Origin of the sequence: Pontibacter saemangeumensis, from assembly GCF_039541895.1 — a bacterium.
Classification (GTDB): domain Bacteria; phylum Bacteroidota; class Bacteroidia; order Cytophagales; family Hymenobacteraceae; genus Pontibacter; species Pontibacter saemangeumensis.
Genome location: NZ_BAABHC010000014.1, coordinates 120,933 through 138,860, shown reverse-complemented (window position 1 = coordinate 138,860; position 17,928 = coordinate 120,933). Strand labels below are relative to the sequence as shown.

Annotated in this window: 13 protein-coding genes; 7 read left to right on the top strand and 6 right to left on the bottom strand. The window is 55.2% G+C overall.

Going from position 1 to position 17,928, the window contains the following annotated elements; genetic code table 11:
- Positions 1–348 precede the first annotated feature (348 nt).
- From ABD920_RS11085 to rlmB, 4 genes are all read left to right on the top strand, one after another.
- Positions 349–939 carry a T9SS type A sorting domain-containing protein gene (locus ABD920_RS11085; protein WP_345159009.1) on the top strand — a complete coding sequence of 197 codons (591 nt, stop codon included), beginning with the start codon at positions 349–351 and terminating at the stop codon, positions 937–939.
- Positions 940–1,064: 125 nt separating this feature from the next.
- Positions 1,065–4,019, top strand: a complete 2,955-nt coding sequence (locus tag ABD920_RS11080; protein WP_345159008.1) for a glycosyltransferase family 117 protein — start codon at positions 1,065–1,067, stop codon at positions 4,017–4,019.
- Positions 4,020–4,110: 91 nt separating this feature from the next.
- Complete coding sequence (locus ABD920_RS11075; protein WP_345159006.1) at positions 4,111–5,343, top strand: GWxTD domain-containing protein; 1,233 nt, start codon at positions 4,111–4,113, stop codon at positions 5,341–5,343.
- Entirely contained in the window at positions 5,316–6,140 is an 825-nt protein-coding gene (rlmB, locus tag ABD920_RS11070; protein WP_345159004.1) for a 23S rRNA (guanosine(2251)-2'-O)-methyltransferase RlmB, read from the top strand. Before ABD920_RS11075 ends, rlmB begins: the two co-directional genes overlap by 28 nt.
- Before the next feature lie 141 nt (positions 6,141–6,281).
- Here rlmB and ABD920_RS11065 read toward each other — a convergent pair whose 3' ends face one another.
- Together ABD920_RS11065 and ABD920_RS11060 are read right to left on the bottom strand one after the other, a co-directional pair.
- A complete protein-coding gene (locus ABD920_RS11065; protein WP_345159002.1) occupies positions 6,282–7,358 on the bottom strand; it encodes a mannose-1-phosphate guanylyltransferase in 1,077 nt (358 codons plus the stop codon).
- Between the two features lie 2 nt (positions 7,359–7,360).
- Positions 7,361–8,332 carry a KpsF/GutQ family sugar-phosphate isomerase gene (locus ABD920_RS11060; RefSeq protein WP_345159001.1) on the bottom strand — a complete coding sequence of 324 codons (972 nt, stop codon included), beginning with the start codon at positions 8,330–8,332 and terminating at the stop codon, positions 7,361–7,363.
- A gap of 62 nt (positions 8,333–8,394) precedes the next feature.
- Between ABD920_RS11060 and recQ the strand changes: the two genes are divergently transcribed.
- Both recQ and purD read left to right on the top strand, forming a co-directional pair.
- A complete protein-coding gene (gene recQ, locus ABD920_RS11055) occupies positions 8,395–10,575 on the top strand; it encodes a DNA helicase RecQ (protein WP_345159000.1) in 2,181 nt (726 codons plus the stop codon).
- Between the two features lie 158 nt (positions 10,576–10,733).
- Entirely contained in the window at positions 10,734–12,023 is a 1,290-nt protein-coding gene (gene purD / locus ABD920_RS11050) for a phosphoribosylamine--glycine ligase (protein WP_345158998.1), read from the top strand.
- A gap of 79 nt (positions 12,024–12,102) precedes the next feature.
- Here the strand turns inward: purD and ABD920_RS11045 are convergent, their stop codons facing one another.
- On the bottom strand, positions 12,103–12,516 hold the full coding sequence (locus ABD920_RS11045; protein WP_345159826.1) for a BrxA/BrxB family bacilliredoxin: 414 nt from the start codon (positions 12,514–12,516) through the stop codon (positions 12,103–12,105).
- Positions 12,517–12,844: 328 nt separating this feature from the next.
- Between ABD920_RS11045 and ABD920_RS11040 the strand changes: the two genes are divergently transcribed.
- Positions 12,845–13,237 carry a hypothetical protein gene (locus tag ABD920_RS11040; RefSeq protein WP_345158996.1) on the top strand — a complete coding sequence of 131 codons (393 nt, stop codon included), beginning with the start codon at positions 12,845–12,847 and terminating at the stop codon, positions 13,235–13,237.
- A 101-nt stretch (positions 13,238–13,338) separates the two neighbouring features.
- Here ABD920_RS11040 and ABD920_RS11035 read toward each other — a convergent pair whose 3' ends face one another.
- From ABD920_RS11035 to ABD920_RS11025, 3 genes are all read right to left on the bottom strand, one after another.
- Positions 13,339–15,600: a glycoside hydrolase family 20 protein gene (locus ABD920_RS11035; RefSeq protein WP_345158995.1), complete on the bottom strand. Its 2,262-nt coding sequence runs from the start codon at positions 15,598–15,600 to the stop codon at positions 13,339–13,341.
- 28 nt (positions 15,601–15,628) lie between these two features.
- A complete protein-coding gene (locus ABD920_RS11030; RefSeq protein WP_345158993.1) occupies positions 15,629–16,951 on the bottom strand; it encodes a sugar MFS transporter in 1,323 nt (440 codons plus the stop codon).
- An 88-nt stretch (positions 16,952–17,039) separates the two neighbouring features.
- Positions 17,040–17,915 carry an ROK family protein gene (locus ABD920_RS11025; protein ID WP_345158991.1) on the bottom strand — a complete coding sequence of 292 codons (876 nt, stop codon included), beginning with the start codon at positions 17,913–17,915 and terminating at the stop codon, positions 17,040–17,042.
- Positions 17,916–17,928: the final 13 nt, after the last annotated feature.

The window sequence follows — 17,928 nt, the reverse complement described above, 5'->3', positions numbered from 1 at the left end:
CTGAAATGTGCTGTATATGCCTGCCTGAAATGTGGAGCAGGGGGGATTTGTCCGGCTGGAGCCTCATTTTAAGATTGCACCAAAATACTGCAAGTGAAAGGGATGGGCGCCTGGATATGAGCGCACCCGGAAGTTTAGTGAGGTAAATAAGCCATGCACAAAAAGAGGGGCATGATAGTTGATATTTCAAATATCAGGAAAAGGCAAACGCCGCTAACGGCTGAAACGCAACAGTAGTATGCTTTGTGGATAGATAATTTAAATAATGTCTAAATTATTATGCATTTTTAAGCTATATTTGATGTGTGTAAGCCATTTTCTTGTCGGTTTTACAAAAATGAGTAGTATATGAGAATTTTTACAAGAGCATTCCTGTTAGTTACACTGATCACAACGCACTTGCTCAGTTTCGCGGCAACCGGCGTGGGCGGGGGTGTGGCTCCCATCAATAAAGGTGGCAACACCATCTGGAAGCTTATGACGGAAAAGTCTGGGTCGCAACTGGTTGTTTCGGCAAATAACTCGCGCCCTGCGTTCGTGATCAATAACGAGAAGCACACATGCTCGAAGCTATATGCCTCTTCCGTGAGCCAGGCTTTTCATGTGGTGGAAGCAAAGGCCGATAAGGCGATGTTTGCCAGCATTACGCTGGCCGCGCTGGCTCCGGGCCGCGGCATCAAGCCCATGCCTTCTATCAATGCGTACCCGAACCCGTCGCGCGGCATTACGCGTTTGGCGCTTAACCTGCCTGGCGACAATACCTATAAAATCCGCATCTCCAATACCATTGGCCGCGTGATCAGGGTGCATGAACTGGCGCCAGCCGAAACGATGGAGGTGGAACTCGACCTGAGCAGCTACCCTTCGGGCATTTACTTCTACAGCTTGTTGGTAAACGATAAAACCGTGGAGACAAAACGCCTTGTGCTGCAGAAATAAAGCTGCCTCTACACGCATAGAACATGAAAGCCGGCCAATTGGTCGGCTTTTTCTTTATAAACATCTAATTATTCCGCAGCCGCTTTACATTATTTATTATTTTCGGGGCTGAATTTACTATCGTTATGACGAATTATCGGAAGATAAATAACCTTGTGGGCTGGGTCGTTTTTTTTATCGCGACCATGGCCTACGTGCTCACGCTGGAGCCGACGGCCAGTTTCTGGGATGCTGGCGAGTTCATAGCCAGTTCCTATAAACTCCTGGTGCCGCACCCGCCGGGCGCCCCTTTCTACCTGCTGGTGGGCCGCCTGTTCTCCATGTTCGCTTCCGAGCCTGCGCAGGTCGCCTGGTGGGTAAACCTGCTCTCCGCGCTTTGCAGTTCTTTCACGGTGCTGTTCCTGTTCTGGACCATCACGATACTGGCGCGCAGGCTAATGGTAAAGGAAGGCGCGGAGCCGACAAGAGGCAACCTGATCCTGATCATGGGAAGCGGCGCCGTGGGCGCGCTGGCCTACACCTTCTCCGACTCTGCCTGGTTTTCGGCGGTGGAGGCTGAGGTTTATGCCATGTCCTCTTTCTTCACGGCCATTGTGTTCTGGGCCATGCTCCGCTGGGAGGCCAAGGTCGGGGAGGCTTACTCCGACAAGTGGCTGATCCTGATCGCTTACCTGGTGGGGCTTTCTATCGGCGCGCACCTGCTCAACCTGGTTACCATCCCGGCGCTGGCATTTATATATTACTTCCGTCTCTACAAGCCGACTTTCTGGGGAGGGGTTATCGCCTTTGCCATCAGTGCCGTTATTGTGATCGCCATCCTCTGGGGGATTATACCGGGGCTGCCAACCATGGCGGGGGGCTTCGAGGTGTTTTTTGTGAACACCTTCGGGCTGCCGTTCGGCTCTGGCCTGATCGTGTTCGTTATCCTGCTGGTTGGGTTGGTCGTGTTCGGGCTGCGCTACTCTATCCGGCACAGCAACCGCGTACTCAACACGGCTCTGCTCAGTTTTGTGTTTGTGGTGATCGGCTACTCTTCCTATATGATGATCCCGATCCGCTCTTCCTACGACCCGACCATCGATGAAAATGACCCGGATGATATCCTGTCGTTTGTGGCTTACCTGAAGCGCGAGCAGTACGGTGACCGCCCGCTGCTGTACGGCCCGCAATACAATGCCCAGCCCATAGCGCAGGAGGAGGGCGCGCCGCGCTACATACGGGGCGAGGACCGCTACCTGCCTACAAACCCTAAAATTGAGCCCATATATGACAGCAAAGACAAAACCCTGCTGCCGCGCATCTACAGTGACCAGCCGCAGCATATAGAGGCGTATAAAAAGTGGGTGGACCTGCGCGAGGGGCAGGCGCCAACTTTTGGGCAGAACCTGAGTTTCCTGATGCGTTACCAGTTGGGCTTTATGTACTGGCGCTATTTCCTGTGGAATTTTGTTGGGCGCGAGAGCGATGTGCAGAACGCCGGTGTGCTGTGGTTCCCCACAGACGATCCGAATGCGCCGGCGCGTGTGCTGGAAAGCGAGGCTCGCAATTATTTCTTCCTGCTGCCGCTGCTGATCGGTATCCTGGGGCTTATATACCAGGTGCGGAAAGCGGAGCGTGATGCCTTTGTGATCGGCCTGCTGTTCTTCTTCACGGGCATTGCCATTGCCCTGTACCTCAACCAGCCGCCCGTGGAGCCGCGCGAGCGCGATTACACTTTCGCCGGGTCGTTCTACGCCTTCAGCATCTGGATTGGCCTGGGGGTGATGGGGCTGGCTGACCTGCTGGGCAGGTTCCTGAAAGAAAAACACGCGCGGGCAGTCACCGCTACCGTCATCGGATTGGCGGTGCCCACCGTCATGGCCGCCGAGGGCTGGGACGACCACGACCGGTCAGACCGCTACCACTCCGTGGACTCTGCCAAGAACCTGCTCGATTCCGTTGCTCCTAACGCCATCCTGTTCACAAACGGCGACAACGACACCTTCCCGCTGTGGTATGCGCAGGAAGTGGAGGGCTACCGCACCGACGTGCGGGTGGCGGTGCTCAGCTACCTGAACACTGACTGGTACATCGAGCAGATGAAGCGCCCTTCCTATGAGTCGGAGCCGTGGCCGCTGACACTGGAGATGGAGAATTACCGCCAGGGCACCAATGATTACCTGCCATACGTGGAGCGTGCGCAGGTAGCGGCTGGCATCGACCTCGACCAGTACATCGGCCTTGTGAAGCAAAACCACCCGGCCCTGCAGGTGGAGTACGGGCAGGGCACCACGCTGCTCACCATGCCTACCAAGATATTTAGCCTGAACGTGGACACGGAAAGGGTGAGGAAGATGGGGTTCGTGGCGGACGAGAAGGAGGACGAGATCGTGAGCCGCATGCAGTGGACGATCAACAAGTCGCTGCTGGAGAAGAAGCACCTGGTAATGCTGGACCTGCTGGCCACAAACGACTGGGTGCGGCCTGTGTACTTCTCCACCACCGTGAACAGCGCAGATTTTATGGGGCTTTCTGAGTACTTCCAGTTAGAGGGGCTGGCTTACCGGGTTGTGCCTGTCAAGTCAACGGACACGGAGGATGTAGGCTTTGTGAACAAGGAGGTGATGTACGAAAATATGATGAAGGAGTTCGAGTTCCGTAACTTCGACGACCCCGATATCTTCTACGATGAGAATTACTACCGCTTCTCTGCTAACGCCCGTGATAAGTTCGCCCGCCTGGCAGAGGCTTACTTAGAAGATGGCAACATCGCCCGTGCGAAAGAGGTTGTCGAGTACGCTTTCAAAGTACTGCCGGGCAGTACCGTGCCTTACGACTACTATACCCCGCAGTTCATTCCGCTATATGATGCCCTGGGGGAGCAGGAAAAGGCCGAGCAGCTGCTGAACGAGATGGCGCAGGATTCGCAAAAAGCCCTGGACTACTACTTTGCCAAAGGCGCCCTGTTCGATACCGAGATACAGACCAACATGGTGGTGCTGCAGCAGCTTATCGGCGCAGCCGAGAGCCTGGGCATGCAGGACCGGGCAGCGCAGTTGCAGCAGCAGTTTATGCAGTACCTGCAGCGCATGCGCCGTTAAACAAAACAAAGGCACATACAGTAAATAAGGCCGGACAGTAGCAGTACTGTCCGGCCTTTTAAGTGATAGCCGGAACGTAAAACAACGCAACATGAAAATCCCCTCTTTGCTGCTCTTTTTGCTGTTACTGATGACAGGGTGTGGCGGCAACATGCCGCCGGCTAGGCTACAGCCCGTTGTCGTGAAGCAGGAGTCGCCGGAGATGACGTTGCAGCACAGCTACTACACCAGCAACGACAGCCTGCACCTGTTCCTGCGGTTTGAGGATGCCCGGAAAGTGATAGACCCGCTGCAGGCGGCGACCTCCTATGAGTTCGACGTAAGGTCTGGCAGCACAGAAAAAGATGAACTGGTGGCGCGCGACTCCGTGGACATGCCCAAAAGAAAGATAACAGACACGGAGGGGCAGGTGACGGTGGAGGTGCTGCTGCCGGCCCAGGTGGTGCAGGAGCCGAACGTGCTGCACCTGCGGCTGTGGCAGCAGCTGATGGGGCAGGAATTGATGGGCACCAAGTTCAGGCTGCCCCTGCACCAGCGCATGCTGCAGAAGAAATACCTGCTGATGAACGCCGCGACGGGCAAACCATTGCTGCAGAACTACGCCACTACCTCCGATAAATTATATGTGCAACGCTACGGGGCCGACTCGGCCAATGTAACACTGCAGCGCTTCGACCCCGACTTTATGCCCGCTGCGCCGCCCATGTCCATGCGTCCCCCTGCCGGCCCCCGCACGCTCTCCGCCACCGACGTGTATACCATTGGCCCGGCGGATACGCTTTCGCTGCAGCAGGAAGGGATATATAGGGTAGACCCGAACACAAGCTACGCCAGGAGCCTGCTGGTGCTGCCCGGCCGTTTCCCGCAGGTGACGCGGCCACAGGAGATGCTGCAGCCCCTCGTGTACCTGACAACGTCTGAGGAGCGGGAGGCGCTGCTGGAGGCCCGGGATACCAAGGCCGCGATCGATAGGTTCTGGCTGGACCTGGGCGGCAGCAAAGCGGCGGCCCGTACCCTTATCCGGGAGTTTTATAGCCGGGTGGAGCTGGCGAACAGGCTTTATTCCTCCCACAAGGCAGGCTGGGCCACCGACAGGGGCATGATTTACATCATCTTCGGCCAGCCCAGCCAGGTCAGCGAGGTGGGTTCTACCATCACATGGTTATACCGCGATGCGGAGGAGGCACCCTTTATCAAATTCGTTTTTACCAAAAAAGAGAATACCTTTACTGAAAATCATTATGAGCTGATACGGCGCCGCGAGTACGGGGAGAGCTGGTTCAGCACCGTAGCAAAATGGAGAGCAGGCAGAATAAATACATAGGTAACCGGACCGGTGGCCCCAGGGCATCAAGAGACGACAAGAGCGAGATGATTTTCGGCACGCGCCCCATCCTGGAGGCGCTGGCGGCAGGGAAAGAGCTGGAGAAAATCTTTCTGCAGCGAGGAGCAAAAGGCCCCGCCACGGATGAAATCGTGCTGTTGGCCAAACGCTTCGAGGTGCCCGTCGTAACGGTTCCACTGGAGAAACTGAACAACCTCACGCGCAAGAACCACCAGGGCGCCGTGGCCCTGATCTCACCTATTACCTATGTTCCGCTGCAGGAAACCGTGACGGCGCTGTTTGAACAGGGCATAAACCCCCTGCTGCTGATCCTGGACCGGGTGACGGATGTGCGGAACTTCGGCTCCATTGCGCGTAACGCCGAGTGCCTGGGCGTGCACGCCATCGTAATCCCGAGCCGCGGCGGCGCCCAGATAAACGCGGATGCCGTGAAGACCTCCGCGGGAGCACTGCACCTGATGCCGGTGTGCCGCGAGCCGAACCTGAAGGATACCATTGATTATTTAAAGGATTCGGGATTCCAGGTGGTGGCCTGTACCGAGAAAACAGAGCAGAACCTGACGGACGCGGAACTGGACATGGTAGGCCCGACCGCCATCATCATGGGAAGCGAGGAGGACGGTATATCGCCGGAGTACCTGAAACGCGCCGATGCAAGGGTGCGCATTCCGCTGATGGGCCAGATCGGGTCGCTTAACGTATCCGTGGCCACCGGCATTATTCTATATGAAGCCATGAAACAGCGCCTCCACGACGGCAGCAACGCCAGCGTCTGAAGCCACAAGCCAAGCTATTTATATATCACAGGATATAATAAGAAGAAGGGCGAAAAAGAAAGGATGCTATATGCACGCCTTTCTTTTTCGACCTTCTTCCTTTGCCAGAGGCGGGAGATGCTTTCGCACCCCGCCCGTTGCCTATATATAATCCGGGCCTTTCTTAGACTTGGCGTCGGCCATAAAATCCTTTACCTTCTGCTCTTCTCCCTTCTTACAGATCATTAGCACATTGTCATACTCGGCCACAATATAATCCTCCAGGCCCTGCAGCACCACCAGTCTTTCCTTCGGCGTTTTCACGATGCAGTTTCTGGTGTCATATAGCATCACTTCGCCGTCCACTACGTTGCCGTTCGCGTCTTTCTCGTTGATGGTGTAGAGCGAGTTCCAGGTGCCCAGGTCAGACCACCCGATGTCGGCCAGCAGCACAAACACATTGTCCACCTTCTCCATAATGCCGTAGTCGATGGACACGTTGCGGCAGTGCGAGTAGGCCTTTGTGATAAAGTTCTGCTCCTCCGGCGTATTCATGACCGCGGTGCCTTCCTCAAAAATCTCCGTTATTTCTGACAGTTGCTGGCGGAAAGCGCGGATGATGCTCTGCACGTTCCATATGAAAATACCGGAATTCCACACAAAGTCGCCGCTGTCCATAAACATCTGCGCCAGTTCGAGGTTCGGCTTTTCAGTGAAGGTCTTCACTTTTTTAATGCGCTGCGACTCGTCGTTGATGTACTGTATATAGCCGTAGCCGGTGTCGGGTCGGCTTGGCGTGATGCCCAGGGTAATGAGCACATCGTCTTTGGCGGCAGCCTCCACCGCTTCTTTTATCACGTGGGTAAACTCATCCTGCTTCAGCACCACGTGGTCGGAGGGAGTTACCACCAGGTTGGCGTCGGGGTTTAGCTGCGCGATTTTATAAGAGGCGTACGCGATGCAGGGGGCGGTATTACGGCCGACAGGCTCCAGTAGAATCTGGTTATCGCTCAACTCAGGGAGCTGCTGCTGCACGAGCGTTTTGTAGTCTTTGTTCGTCACCACGAAAACGTTCTCGATCGGGCATATATCCCGGAAGCGGTTCATGGTCATTTGCAGCATGCTTTCGCCTGTTCCCAATACATCGTGGAACTGCTTCGGGTAATTCGTGCGGCTAAAGGGCCAGAAGCGGCTTCCAATGCCGCCCGCCATAATGACCACATACGTGTTGTTTCTCATATCTATATAAGTCCTTCTTTTAGTAAATCGTGCAGGTGCACAAAGCCCCCAAATTTACCTGAATTTGTCACAATAAGTTGTGTTATGCTTTTATTCTGCATCAGGGCCAGGGCTTCCACGGCATATTCAGCCGCTTCGATGGTGAGCGGGGCCGGTGTCATGATGTCTGTGGCGGTGATGCCCTCGATCGAATCATACTTGTTGAGCATGCGGCGCAGGTCGCCGTCTGTGATAATGCCGACCAGCTTTTCTGTGCCCGCTTCCAAAACGGCGGTGGCCCCTAATCGCTTGGAGGAGATCTCGATGATGATCTCTTTCAGCCTGGCGTGCTCCGATACGTACGGCGCCTCGTGCTGGGTATAGAGGTCGCCTACTTTCAGGTACAGGCGTTTGCCAAGGGAGCCGCCCGGGTGCAGGTGCGCAAAGTCGGCGCTGCTGAAGCCCCTGGCCTCCAGCAGGCACATGGCCAGCGCGTCGCCTAAGGCGAGGGCGGCGGTGGTGCTGGTAGTGGGGGCAAGGTTAAAGGGACAGGCCTCGCGCTCAATATTTGCGTTTAAGATATAGTCTGCGTTTTTGGCCAGGTAAGAATCGGTGCTGGAAACCATCGCCGCCAGTTTAGAGCCCTTGCGTTTGAGCAGCGGCACCAGCACTTTTATCTCGGGGGTATTGCCGCTTTTAGAAATGCAGATAACGAAGTCGTCCTGCTGTATCATGCCCAGGTCACCGTGTATGGCATCCGCAGCGTGCATAAACAAGGCCGGCGTACCCGTTGAGTTCAGCGTGGCCACGATCTTCTGTGCGATGTTTGCACTCTTGCCGATACCCGTCACCACCACGCGCCCTTTGATGGAAAGAATGGCTTCGACACATTTCTGAAACCCTTCGTCGATAAATTCTGCCAGTCTGGCGATTGCCTCCGCTTCAAGTTGTAAGACTTTTTTTGCAGTGAGGGTTATATTATGTGGGAGATTCAAATTAAATTTGTATAGTATACTCTAAGGGAGTACGTTGCTACCTGATTAAATAGTACGGTTACATGTCAGTAAAACAAGAGATAAATCTCAAGAACAAATTAAAAGAAGTTTTTGGGTATAATCAATTCAGAGGAAACCAGGAGTTGATAATAAACAACATTATCAACGGCCGGAACACTTTCGTGATTATGCCGACAGGCGCGGGCAAGTCGTTGTGCTACCAGTTGCCGGCCCTTTCTTTGCCCGGCACCGCCATCGTCATCTCGCCGCTGATTGCCCTGATGAAGAACCAGGTGGACCAGCTCAACGCCTTCGGGGTGAATGCCCAGTTCCTGAACTCCACCTTATCGAAGGCGGAGATAAACAAGGTGAAGAAGGAAACGCTGGCCGGCGAGGTGAAACTGCTCTACGTGGCGCCGGAGTCGCTTACGAAGGAGGAGAACATTGAGTTCCTGCGCAATTCGAATTTGTCTTTTGTCGCCATAGACGAGGCGCACTGTATCTCGGAGTGGGGGCACGACTTCCGCCCGGAGTACCGTCGCATCCGGGGCATCATCGACCAGATAGGCAACCTGCCCATTATCGCGCTCACCGCCACGGCCACGCCCAAGGTGCAGCTCGACATACAGCGGAACCTGCAGATGGACGAGGCCTCTGTGTTCAAATCCTCTTTTAACCGTACCAACCTCTATTACGAGGTGCGCCCGAAGCACCACACCAAGAAGCAACTGATCCAGTATGTGAAGAAGCACAAGGGCAAAAGCGGGATCGTGTATTGCCTGAGCCGCAAAAAGGTGGAGGAGATCGCGGAGCTGCTGCGCGTGAACGACGTGAAGGCGCTGCCGTACCACGCCGGCCTCGACTCGAATGTGCGGATGGCCAACCAGGATGCCTTCCTGAACGAAGACGCCGACGTGATCGTCGCCACCATTGCCTTCGGCATGGGCATCGACAAGCCGGATGTGCGCTTCGTGATCCACTACGACACGCCGAAATCCATTGAGGGCTATTACCAGGAAACCGGCCGTGCCGGGCGCGATGGCCTGGAGGGAAACTGCATCATGTACTACAGCTACGATGATATCGTGAAGCTGGAGAAATTCAACAAAGACAAGCCGGTAACGGAGCGCGATAACTCCAAGCTGCTCTTGCAGGAAATGGCCTCGTACGCTGACTCCGCCGTGTGCCGCCGCAAGCAGCTGCTGCACTACTTCGGCGAGACGTACGAGAAAGACTGTGGCTTCTGCGACAACTGCCTGCACCCGAAAGAGCGGTTCGAGGCGCAGCAGGAGGTGCAGCTGGCGCTGAAAGCGGTGGAGCAGACAGGCCAGCGTTTCACAATCGACCATATAACAGCCGTGCTGACGGGCCTGCGCAACCAGTACGTCACCAGCTACGACCACGACAAACTGGATGTGTTCGGAGCGGGCAAGGAGAATGACTCCCAGTTCTGGAGTTCAGTGGTGCGGCAGGTGCTCTTGTCGGGCTACCTGGAGAAGGACATCGAAAGCCTTGGGTTGGTGAAGCTGACGCAGAAAGGGATGGACTTCATCCAGAAGCCCCACGCGATCCAGCTCACGAAAGACCACAACTACGAGCAGGAAGTGAAGGAGGACGAGGAGAAGGAAGAGACGCAGGCCTCTGCCGGCCACGATGAGGTGCTGTTCGACCTGCTGAAGAGCCTCCGCAAAAAACTGGCGAAAGAGAAAAACCTGCCGCCCTACGTGCTGTTCCAGGATCCGTCGCTGAAAGAGATGGCCACGGTATACCCTACCACAAGGGACGACCTCGCGCATATAGGCGGCGTGGGCATGGGGAAGGTGCAGAAGTTCGGCAAGCCTTTCCTCGACCTGATCACCAAGTATGTGGAGGAGAACGACATTGTGACGGCGGCTGACGTGGTGGTGAAAACCACGGTGAACAAGTCTAAGATCAAAATTTATATCATTCAGCAGATCGATAAGAAGGTGGAACTGGAGGAGATCGCGGCGGCAAAGGACCTGACCATGCAGGAGCTGATAGAGGAGATTGAGCATATATGCTACTCCGGGACGAAGCTCAACCTGAACTACTATATAAACAATGTGCTGGACCACGAGCGGCAGGAGGAAATCTACGATTACTTCCTAAATGCCAGCACCGATAACATCGCAGAAGCGGTGAAAGAGCTTGGCACCGACGACTACACCGAAGAAGACCTGCGCCTGATGCGTGTGAAATTCATGTCGGAATACGCGAATTAAATTGTTACATGGTTAAATTGTTTAATTGTTAAATTGCCGGGTAACTTATGGTCTCAGTTTTGTGCCGTTTTTAATTTGGTGCATACGCAGAAGCTTTGTACTGTCTATGAGATCAACAATTTAACCATACAACAATTTAACAATTAAGCTACCAACGAATGAACGTACTGATAATAGGATCCGGGGCGCGTGAGCACGCCATTGCCTGGAAGCTGAGCCAGAGCGAATACTGCGACAAGGTATTTGTGGCGCCCGGCAACGCAGGCACTGCACAATACGGCACCACCGCTGCGGTAGATATCCACAACTTTGATGAACTGGCCAAGTTTGCCACCGATTTCAACATCATGATGATTGTGGTTGGGCCGGAGAACTCATTGGTGGAGGGCATTCACGATTACTTCCAGGGGTCGGAGTACCTGAAGCACATCCTGGTGATCGGGCCGAAGAAGGCCGGCGCCATGCTGGAGGGGAGCAAGGATTTCTGCAAGGCGTTCTTTCAACGCTACAACATCCCGACGGCTGCCTACCAGACCTTCACGGAAGACACGTTTGCCCAGGCGACGGCTTACCTGCGGGAGGGCAGCTTCCCGATCGTGCTGAAAGCGGATGGCCTGGCGCAAGGCAAAGGCGTGATCATCGCCCAGAACTACGATGAGGCGGTAGACGCCCTCGAGGACATGCTGCGCAACAAGCGCTTCGGCAATGCCAGCAGCAAGGTGGTGATCGAGGAGTATATGGAGGGCATCGAGGTGTCGGTGTTTATCCTCACGGACGGAAAAGAGTACGTACTGCTGCCGGAGGCGAAAGACTACAAGCGCATCGGCGAAGGCGATACCGGCCTGAACACGGGCGGTATGGGGGCCATATCCCCGGTGCCTTTTGTGGACGACGTGTTCATGCAGAAAGTGAAGGAGCGCGTAATTGAGCCAACGCTGCGCGGCATGCAGGAGGACCAGCTTGATTTTTCAGGTTTCCTGTTTATCGGGCTGATGAATGTGAACGGCGACCCGTTCGTGATTGAGTACAACGTGCGCCTCGGCGACCCGGAGACGGAGGCTATCCTGCCGCGCATCAAGTCAGATCTGTTTGAGCTGTTCAGGGCGCTGCACGACCACAAACTGGGCGAGTTTAAACTGGAAATCGATCCGCGCACGGCTGCTACCGTCTTCCTGGTGTCCGGCGGCTACCCGGAGGGGTTCGAGAAAGGAAAGGAAATCACGGGCATTGAGAACGTGCCGTCGGATGTGCTGGTTTTCCATGCCGGCACCAAGCTGGTGAACGGCAAGCTGGTGAACAACGGCGGCCGCGTGATAACGGTAACAGCCCTTGCCGATACCATGGAGGAGGCGCTGGAGAAAGCAAACGCCGCGGCGGCCGCTATCAAATGGCAGGATCGCTACTACCGTCATGATATTGGCTTTGACCTGAGAAGCACGCTTGCCTGAAGGCCATATATAAGTTAAACTAAAAAGCGAAGGCCGGTGAATCTCACCGGCCTTCGCTTTTTAGTTACTGCACAGATGCTTAGCAGTACTCCTCGAAAGCACCCTGCAGGTTGTCAACGATGCGGTTCAACTCGTTGCCCTCGATGTGGTAGCGCTCGATCATATGCACCAGCTCACCGTCCTTAAAAAGGGCGATGGATGGGGATGACGGCGGGTAAGGCAGCATATGCTCACGCGCCTTGGCGACGGCGTCCTGCTCCATGCCGGCAAAAACCGTTACCAGTTTCGCCGGCTTTTTGTCGCTGGCGGCCACCGCCATTTTAAGGGCCGGCCGTGCTTTAGCGGCTGCGCAGCCGCAAACAGAGTTTACGGCCAGCAGCACGGTGCCTTCCGATTTAATTGCCTGGTCTACTTCTTCAGGTGTCATAAGCTGCTCAAAGCCAGAAGACGTAAGGTCCTCGCGGATAGGCGCAACCATATATTCAGGATACATTGCCATATGAATTCAGTTTGTAAGTGTAAATGTTCTGCAAAGTTAACAAATCAGAACCAAAAAAGATAGATGCCGTTTCCGGAGAGCTCGCTCAAGGAAGGAAGGCAGGATTTATTCAAATATTAATTTGATTATATATAGAATATTCATAAATCTATTTATAAAGCATAACCCTTTCGTTCCTAAGGATGTATAGGCTAAAATTACAGCACATGGCAGCGTGTCGCAGCCACTGCAACGCAAGGGAGCCGGGTAGCTTTTACCTGCCTGCCGAGCGTCTTTGCCCTGTCAGTTTTTGGGCCGGAGAAGGAGATACTGCAGGTTGCTGTTGCATTACAACCAAGCTCAGAAGAACAGAGACACCCTTATTGACATGCTCACTTTCAACCAAAAAAGCACATCCCCCTGTGTGCGGTATTTTTACCTGCCCGCTAACCCTTCGAAGCAATCGGAGGTTATTGAGGTGCTCAACAGCGGCTCCGACGTGGTGCAGGTGCCCATGCGGGAAGAGGACCTGGAGCTAACCGCCTTTTTTGAGCGCGGACTCACCCCACGCGAAAAAGCCCTGTACAAAAGCAGCGAGACCTGGAAAGTATTCAGCTATTGGGAGGAGCTACAGCACGACCATTTGCAGTATGGGCTGAAAGACGAGGAACTGCGTATCCTGCTAAGCTTGAGAAACCGCTACTCCCTTGAAGACGATGCTGCGGTCTCAGCCTGAGCAACCTGCTGCGCTTAAAAAACTCATTTATATATAAAAGGCCGCTCCACCATATGGTGGAGCGGCCTTTTATATATAAATGAGGGCGGTGTAGCTGCCTGTTAATTCACCTGAATCTCATCCAGGTAAAGCCACGTCTTCTCACCGGCGCCGCGTTTGCCTTCCGGAACGGTCTGCGTGTTCTTCACCGTCACTTTCACGTAGCGCACTGTCGCGGGCTTCACGTCTACTTTCATGATGGCCTTAGACCCGGCTACTTCCGCAACGGCATCGGTGGTGCCCATTGGCTGGAAGCTCTTTCCGTCGGTGGAGCCATATACCTCTACGCCTTTCGGGGGATATACGTACGTGCCCCCCGTGTTCAGGGCGTGCACCACCACGTTGCTTACCTGCTGCGCGGTTCCCAGGTCGATCGTCGCCTCCAGGTCGTTTCCGGAGTAGCCGATCGATTTCTCATCGCGGCCGCCTTTTTCGTTGATGATGCCGTCGACGAGCGTGAAGGCGCCGTTCCCGGGAAAGCTTTCCGAAGGCTGCTCTTTCAGCGAGATGGCTTTCCCGGTGGCCTTGTTGATGTTCAGTTTCAGGGTCAGGGAATCAACCAGCTCGTCGCCCTTATAGAAGAGCCCTGTTACCTGCGCCGACTCTTTCAACTGGAGCGGACTGGTGTACGCCTGCGTGCCCTGCTTGCCTTTGATCGAATACAGCAGCTTGCCCAGGTCTTTCTTGCCGTCCATCTTCACCGTGATACCGTCACCGCCTGGTGTGGGCGCAACCTCCGCGTTAATGTCGTAGTAGGCCTTGCTGTAGTTCGCTCCCCACAGGTCGTAACGCTTGAACTGTGTCAGCAGCCGTTTCTCAAAGTCATTCCAGTCTTTCTTCTCCGGGGCGGTCCACAGCACCTCGCTCAGGGCGGTCATCCTCGGGAAAACCTGGTATTCCACCTTGGCCGGGTTGTTCATATACTCTGTCCACACGTTGCCTTGTGCGCCCAGTATATACTTTGCCTGTTCTGCCGTCAGTTCCTTCGGGATGGGGTTATAGCTGTAGGTTTTCTGCACCGTGGTGAAGCCGCCGATGGTCACGGAGTCTTCGCGCTGGCTCTGGGAGTGGTCCAGGTACACATGGGAGCCCGGGGTCATGATGACATAGTGGTTTTGCTGGGCCGCCGCGATACCGCCTGCCTCGCCCCGCCAGCTCATCACGATGGCATTGGGTGCCAGGCCGCCCTCCAGGATCTCGTCCCAGCCGATGATGGTCCTGCCCTTGCTGTTGATGTACTTCTCCATGCGCTGGATAAAGTAGCTCTGCAGTTCGTGCTCGTCCTTCAGGCCTTCTTCTTTGATGCGCTTCTGGCACAGCGGGCATACCTTCCAGTTTGCCTTGGGGCTTTCGTCGCCGCCAATGTGGATGTACTTCGACGGGAAGATAGCCAGCACCTCATCCATCACATCCTCCAGAAAGGTGAACGTGGAGTCTTTTCCGGCGCAGTACACATCATCAAACACCCCCCAGGTCTCCTCTACTTTGTAGGGGCCGGTGCCGGGGCAGCCTAACCAAGGGTAAGATGTGAGGGCTGCGCTGGCGTGGCCGGGCATCTCGATCTCCGGAACCACCGTGATGTGCCTGTCTGCGGCGTATTGCACGATCTCCCGGGCTTCTTCCTGGGTGTAGAAACCGCCGTAAGGCTTGCCCGTGTTGCCGGTACCGGGGAAGCGGCCAATGATGGTGCCGTTGCGCTGACCGCCCACTTCCGTCAGCTTCGGGTATTTCTTGATCTCAAGCCGCCAGCCCTGGTCTTCCGTCAGGTGCCAGTGGAAGTAGTTCATCTTGTGCAGGGCCAGGTAATCGATGTACTTCTTGATGAAAGACACCGGGAACATATGGCGGCCCACATCCAAGTGCATGCCGCGGTAAGCGAAACGCGGCGCATCCGCTATGGCCACCATCGGAACCGCCAGCGAAGCGCTTTTCTCCACCGGCAGCAGCTGGATCAGGGACTGCAGGCCATGGAAAGTGCCGGCATGCGTCTCGCCTTCTATCACCACGCCACCCTCGGTCACGTTCAGGCGGTAGGCGTCTTTTGCCGCAGCGTCTTTGGCTGGCTTGCGCGTGGTGAGGCGTATATAGTCCTTCTTTTCCTTCTTGTCGATGTCCAGCTGAAAGCCATATACCTCCTGCAGGTACTCGTTCAGGAACTCGGCTGTTTTCCGGTCTGCCTTGTCTTTTACCGCGATCGTTGTGTTTTTCGTGATCGTAAAGTTCCCGGGCTTCACCTGCACGCTGGCAGGCTTCGGGATGATGTTCACTTCCTGCGCTGACGCCACGTGCGCCAGCAGGAGAAACAGGAAAAATAACTTCTTCATGTAATCTGGTTTAGGTAAGAGGGTTTAACTATAAAGGAAGGCTGCCTGATACCGGTTGCGCCGTCCTGATCTTGTGCCCATATATGGCGAAGTAAAAGATTACAAGGTAGCAGGGCACCATGATCCAGTAAGCCTGCTGCGGGTCGATGGTGTCGGCCAGCCAGCCATATAGCAGGGGCAGTACGGCGCCGCCTGCAATACCCATGATCAGCAGCGAAGAGCCTATCTTGGTGAAGCGGCCCAGGTCCGCGATGGCCAGTGGCCAGATGGCAGGCCACATCAGGGCGTTTGCCAGTCCCAGCAGGGAGATCGACATCACGGAGACGTAGCCCTCAGAGAAAATAGCGACCAGTGAAAGGATCACGCCCAGCACCGCCGACAACTGCAGCGCCTTCGACTGGGATATATACTTCGGAATGGCGAAGATGCCGATGACGTACCCCACCAGCATCGCGATCATGGTGTAGGTGGTGAAGATCTTTGCATCCACCAGATCGATGCCCTTGGAGGCGCCGTAGCTGATCACGGTATCGCCGGCCATTACTTCCACGCCTACATACAGGAACAGTGTAAAGGCACCCAGCAGCACGTGCGGGAACTGCATGATGCTTGTTTTATTTGTATTGGCAACGGCTACGGTTTCGTCTTCCTGGTCGGTGTCTATTTCGGGCAGGGCTGAGAAAGAAACCAGCACGGCCAGCACCACCAGCACACCTGCCATCACCAGGTAAGGCGTAATCACCTTCGTGGCCAGCGCATCCAGCTCCAGGGCCTGCTGCGCGGCGCTCATGCCGCCCAGGCTGTTCACCAGGGCATCGGCGTTATCCAGGATAATGGCGCCAAGGATGAACGGCGCGAGCGCCCCGGCCACTTTATTACAGATACCCATGATACTGATGCGCTTTGCTGCACTCTCGCGGGGGCCCAGTATGGTCACGTAGGGGTTCACCGCCGTCTGCAGGATGGCCAAGCCGGTACCCTGCACAAACAGGCCGATCAGGAAAAAGAGATAGGTTCGCGTCATGGCGGCCGGAATAAAGATCAGGGCACCCAGGGCCATGACGCCCAGCCCCACCGACATCCCTTTCTTGAAGCCGGTTTTCTTGAGCACCCAGGCCGATGGGATGGCCATCACCAGGTAAGCCACATAAAAAGCGAAGGCCACCAGGTACGACTCGAAGTTGTTGAGCTCGCAGGCGATCTTCAGGTAGGGGATGAGGACGGAGTTGAGCCATGTTACGAAGCCGAAGATGAAGAACAACGCCCCTATGATCAGCATTGACCGCATACTGCCGCTGCTCTGTGAGGCGGTGGCTGATTTTTCTTCTGTTGCTAATGATTTTTGTGCCATCGGATAATGCTGTTTAGCTGTTTATAGGATAGGTTTTAGTTGATGCTTGTTGCTGGTAAGGTCTGGAAATTTAGTTCAAACACCGGCTTTATACCAGTGTAGCGCTGGCTTTATCTGCGCTCCGCAGCTGGAAGAGTGCCGCGGCACCCAGCAAAGCGGCGTTATCGATCTCGGACGGCTCGATAACCAGCCGGGCAGTCACCCGCTTGAACGGGAAAGCCCGCACGCATTCCAGCATCGCCTCTTTATATAAGTGGAACGACTTGCTGACAGAGCCGCCCAGGAAGATCGCTTCCGGGGAGAGGGTATATAAGATGAGGTTGACGACGTTTCCAACATGCTGCCCATACTCATGGAATGCCTCGATTGCCTCTTTGTTCCCGGCTTCCGCGCTCTTCCTCATCTGGCCTCCTTCTTGGCCGTACCGCTGCTGGAAGAACTTGCCGCCGCAGTAGGCGTCATAGGTTTTGTCTAAATAAGGGATGCTGCCGAACTCCCCCGCACCGGAGAGGGTGCCGGTGTAGAGGCTGTTGTTGATGATAATGCCTGCCCCCATGCCCGTGCCGAGCGTTATCCCCACCACGTTCTTGTAGGGCTTCGCCTTGCCATATACTTTCTCGCCAAGCACAAACGTGTTGGCGTCGTTGGTCAGGTACACGGGTATATGGAAGCGGTCCTCGAGGTACGTGCGGAGGGGCACCTCCTGCCACGAAGGGATGTTGACGACATCGTACACACAGCCGGCTGCCTCGTCCACCAGGCCGGGCACGCCAATCCCGATCCCGGCCACCTGCTCATCTATGAGCGGCGAAACCCCTGCCGCTATTTCCGCCAGCACCTGCTTCTGCGAAGCATGTGCGGAAGTGGGCAACTTTACCTGCTTCAGGAGTACTCCATCCTGTATGACGCCGATATGGACCTTGGTGGCCCCCATGTCTATACAGATGATCTTTTGGCTTTTCATAGCGCGTTATATA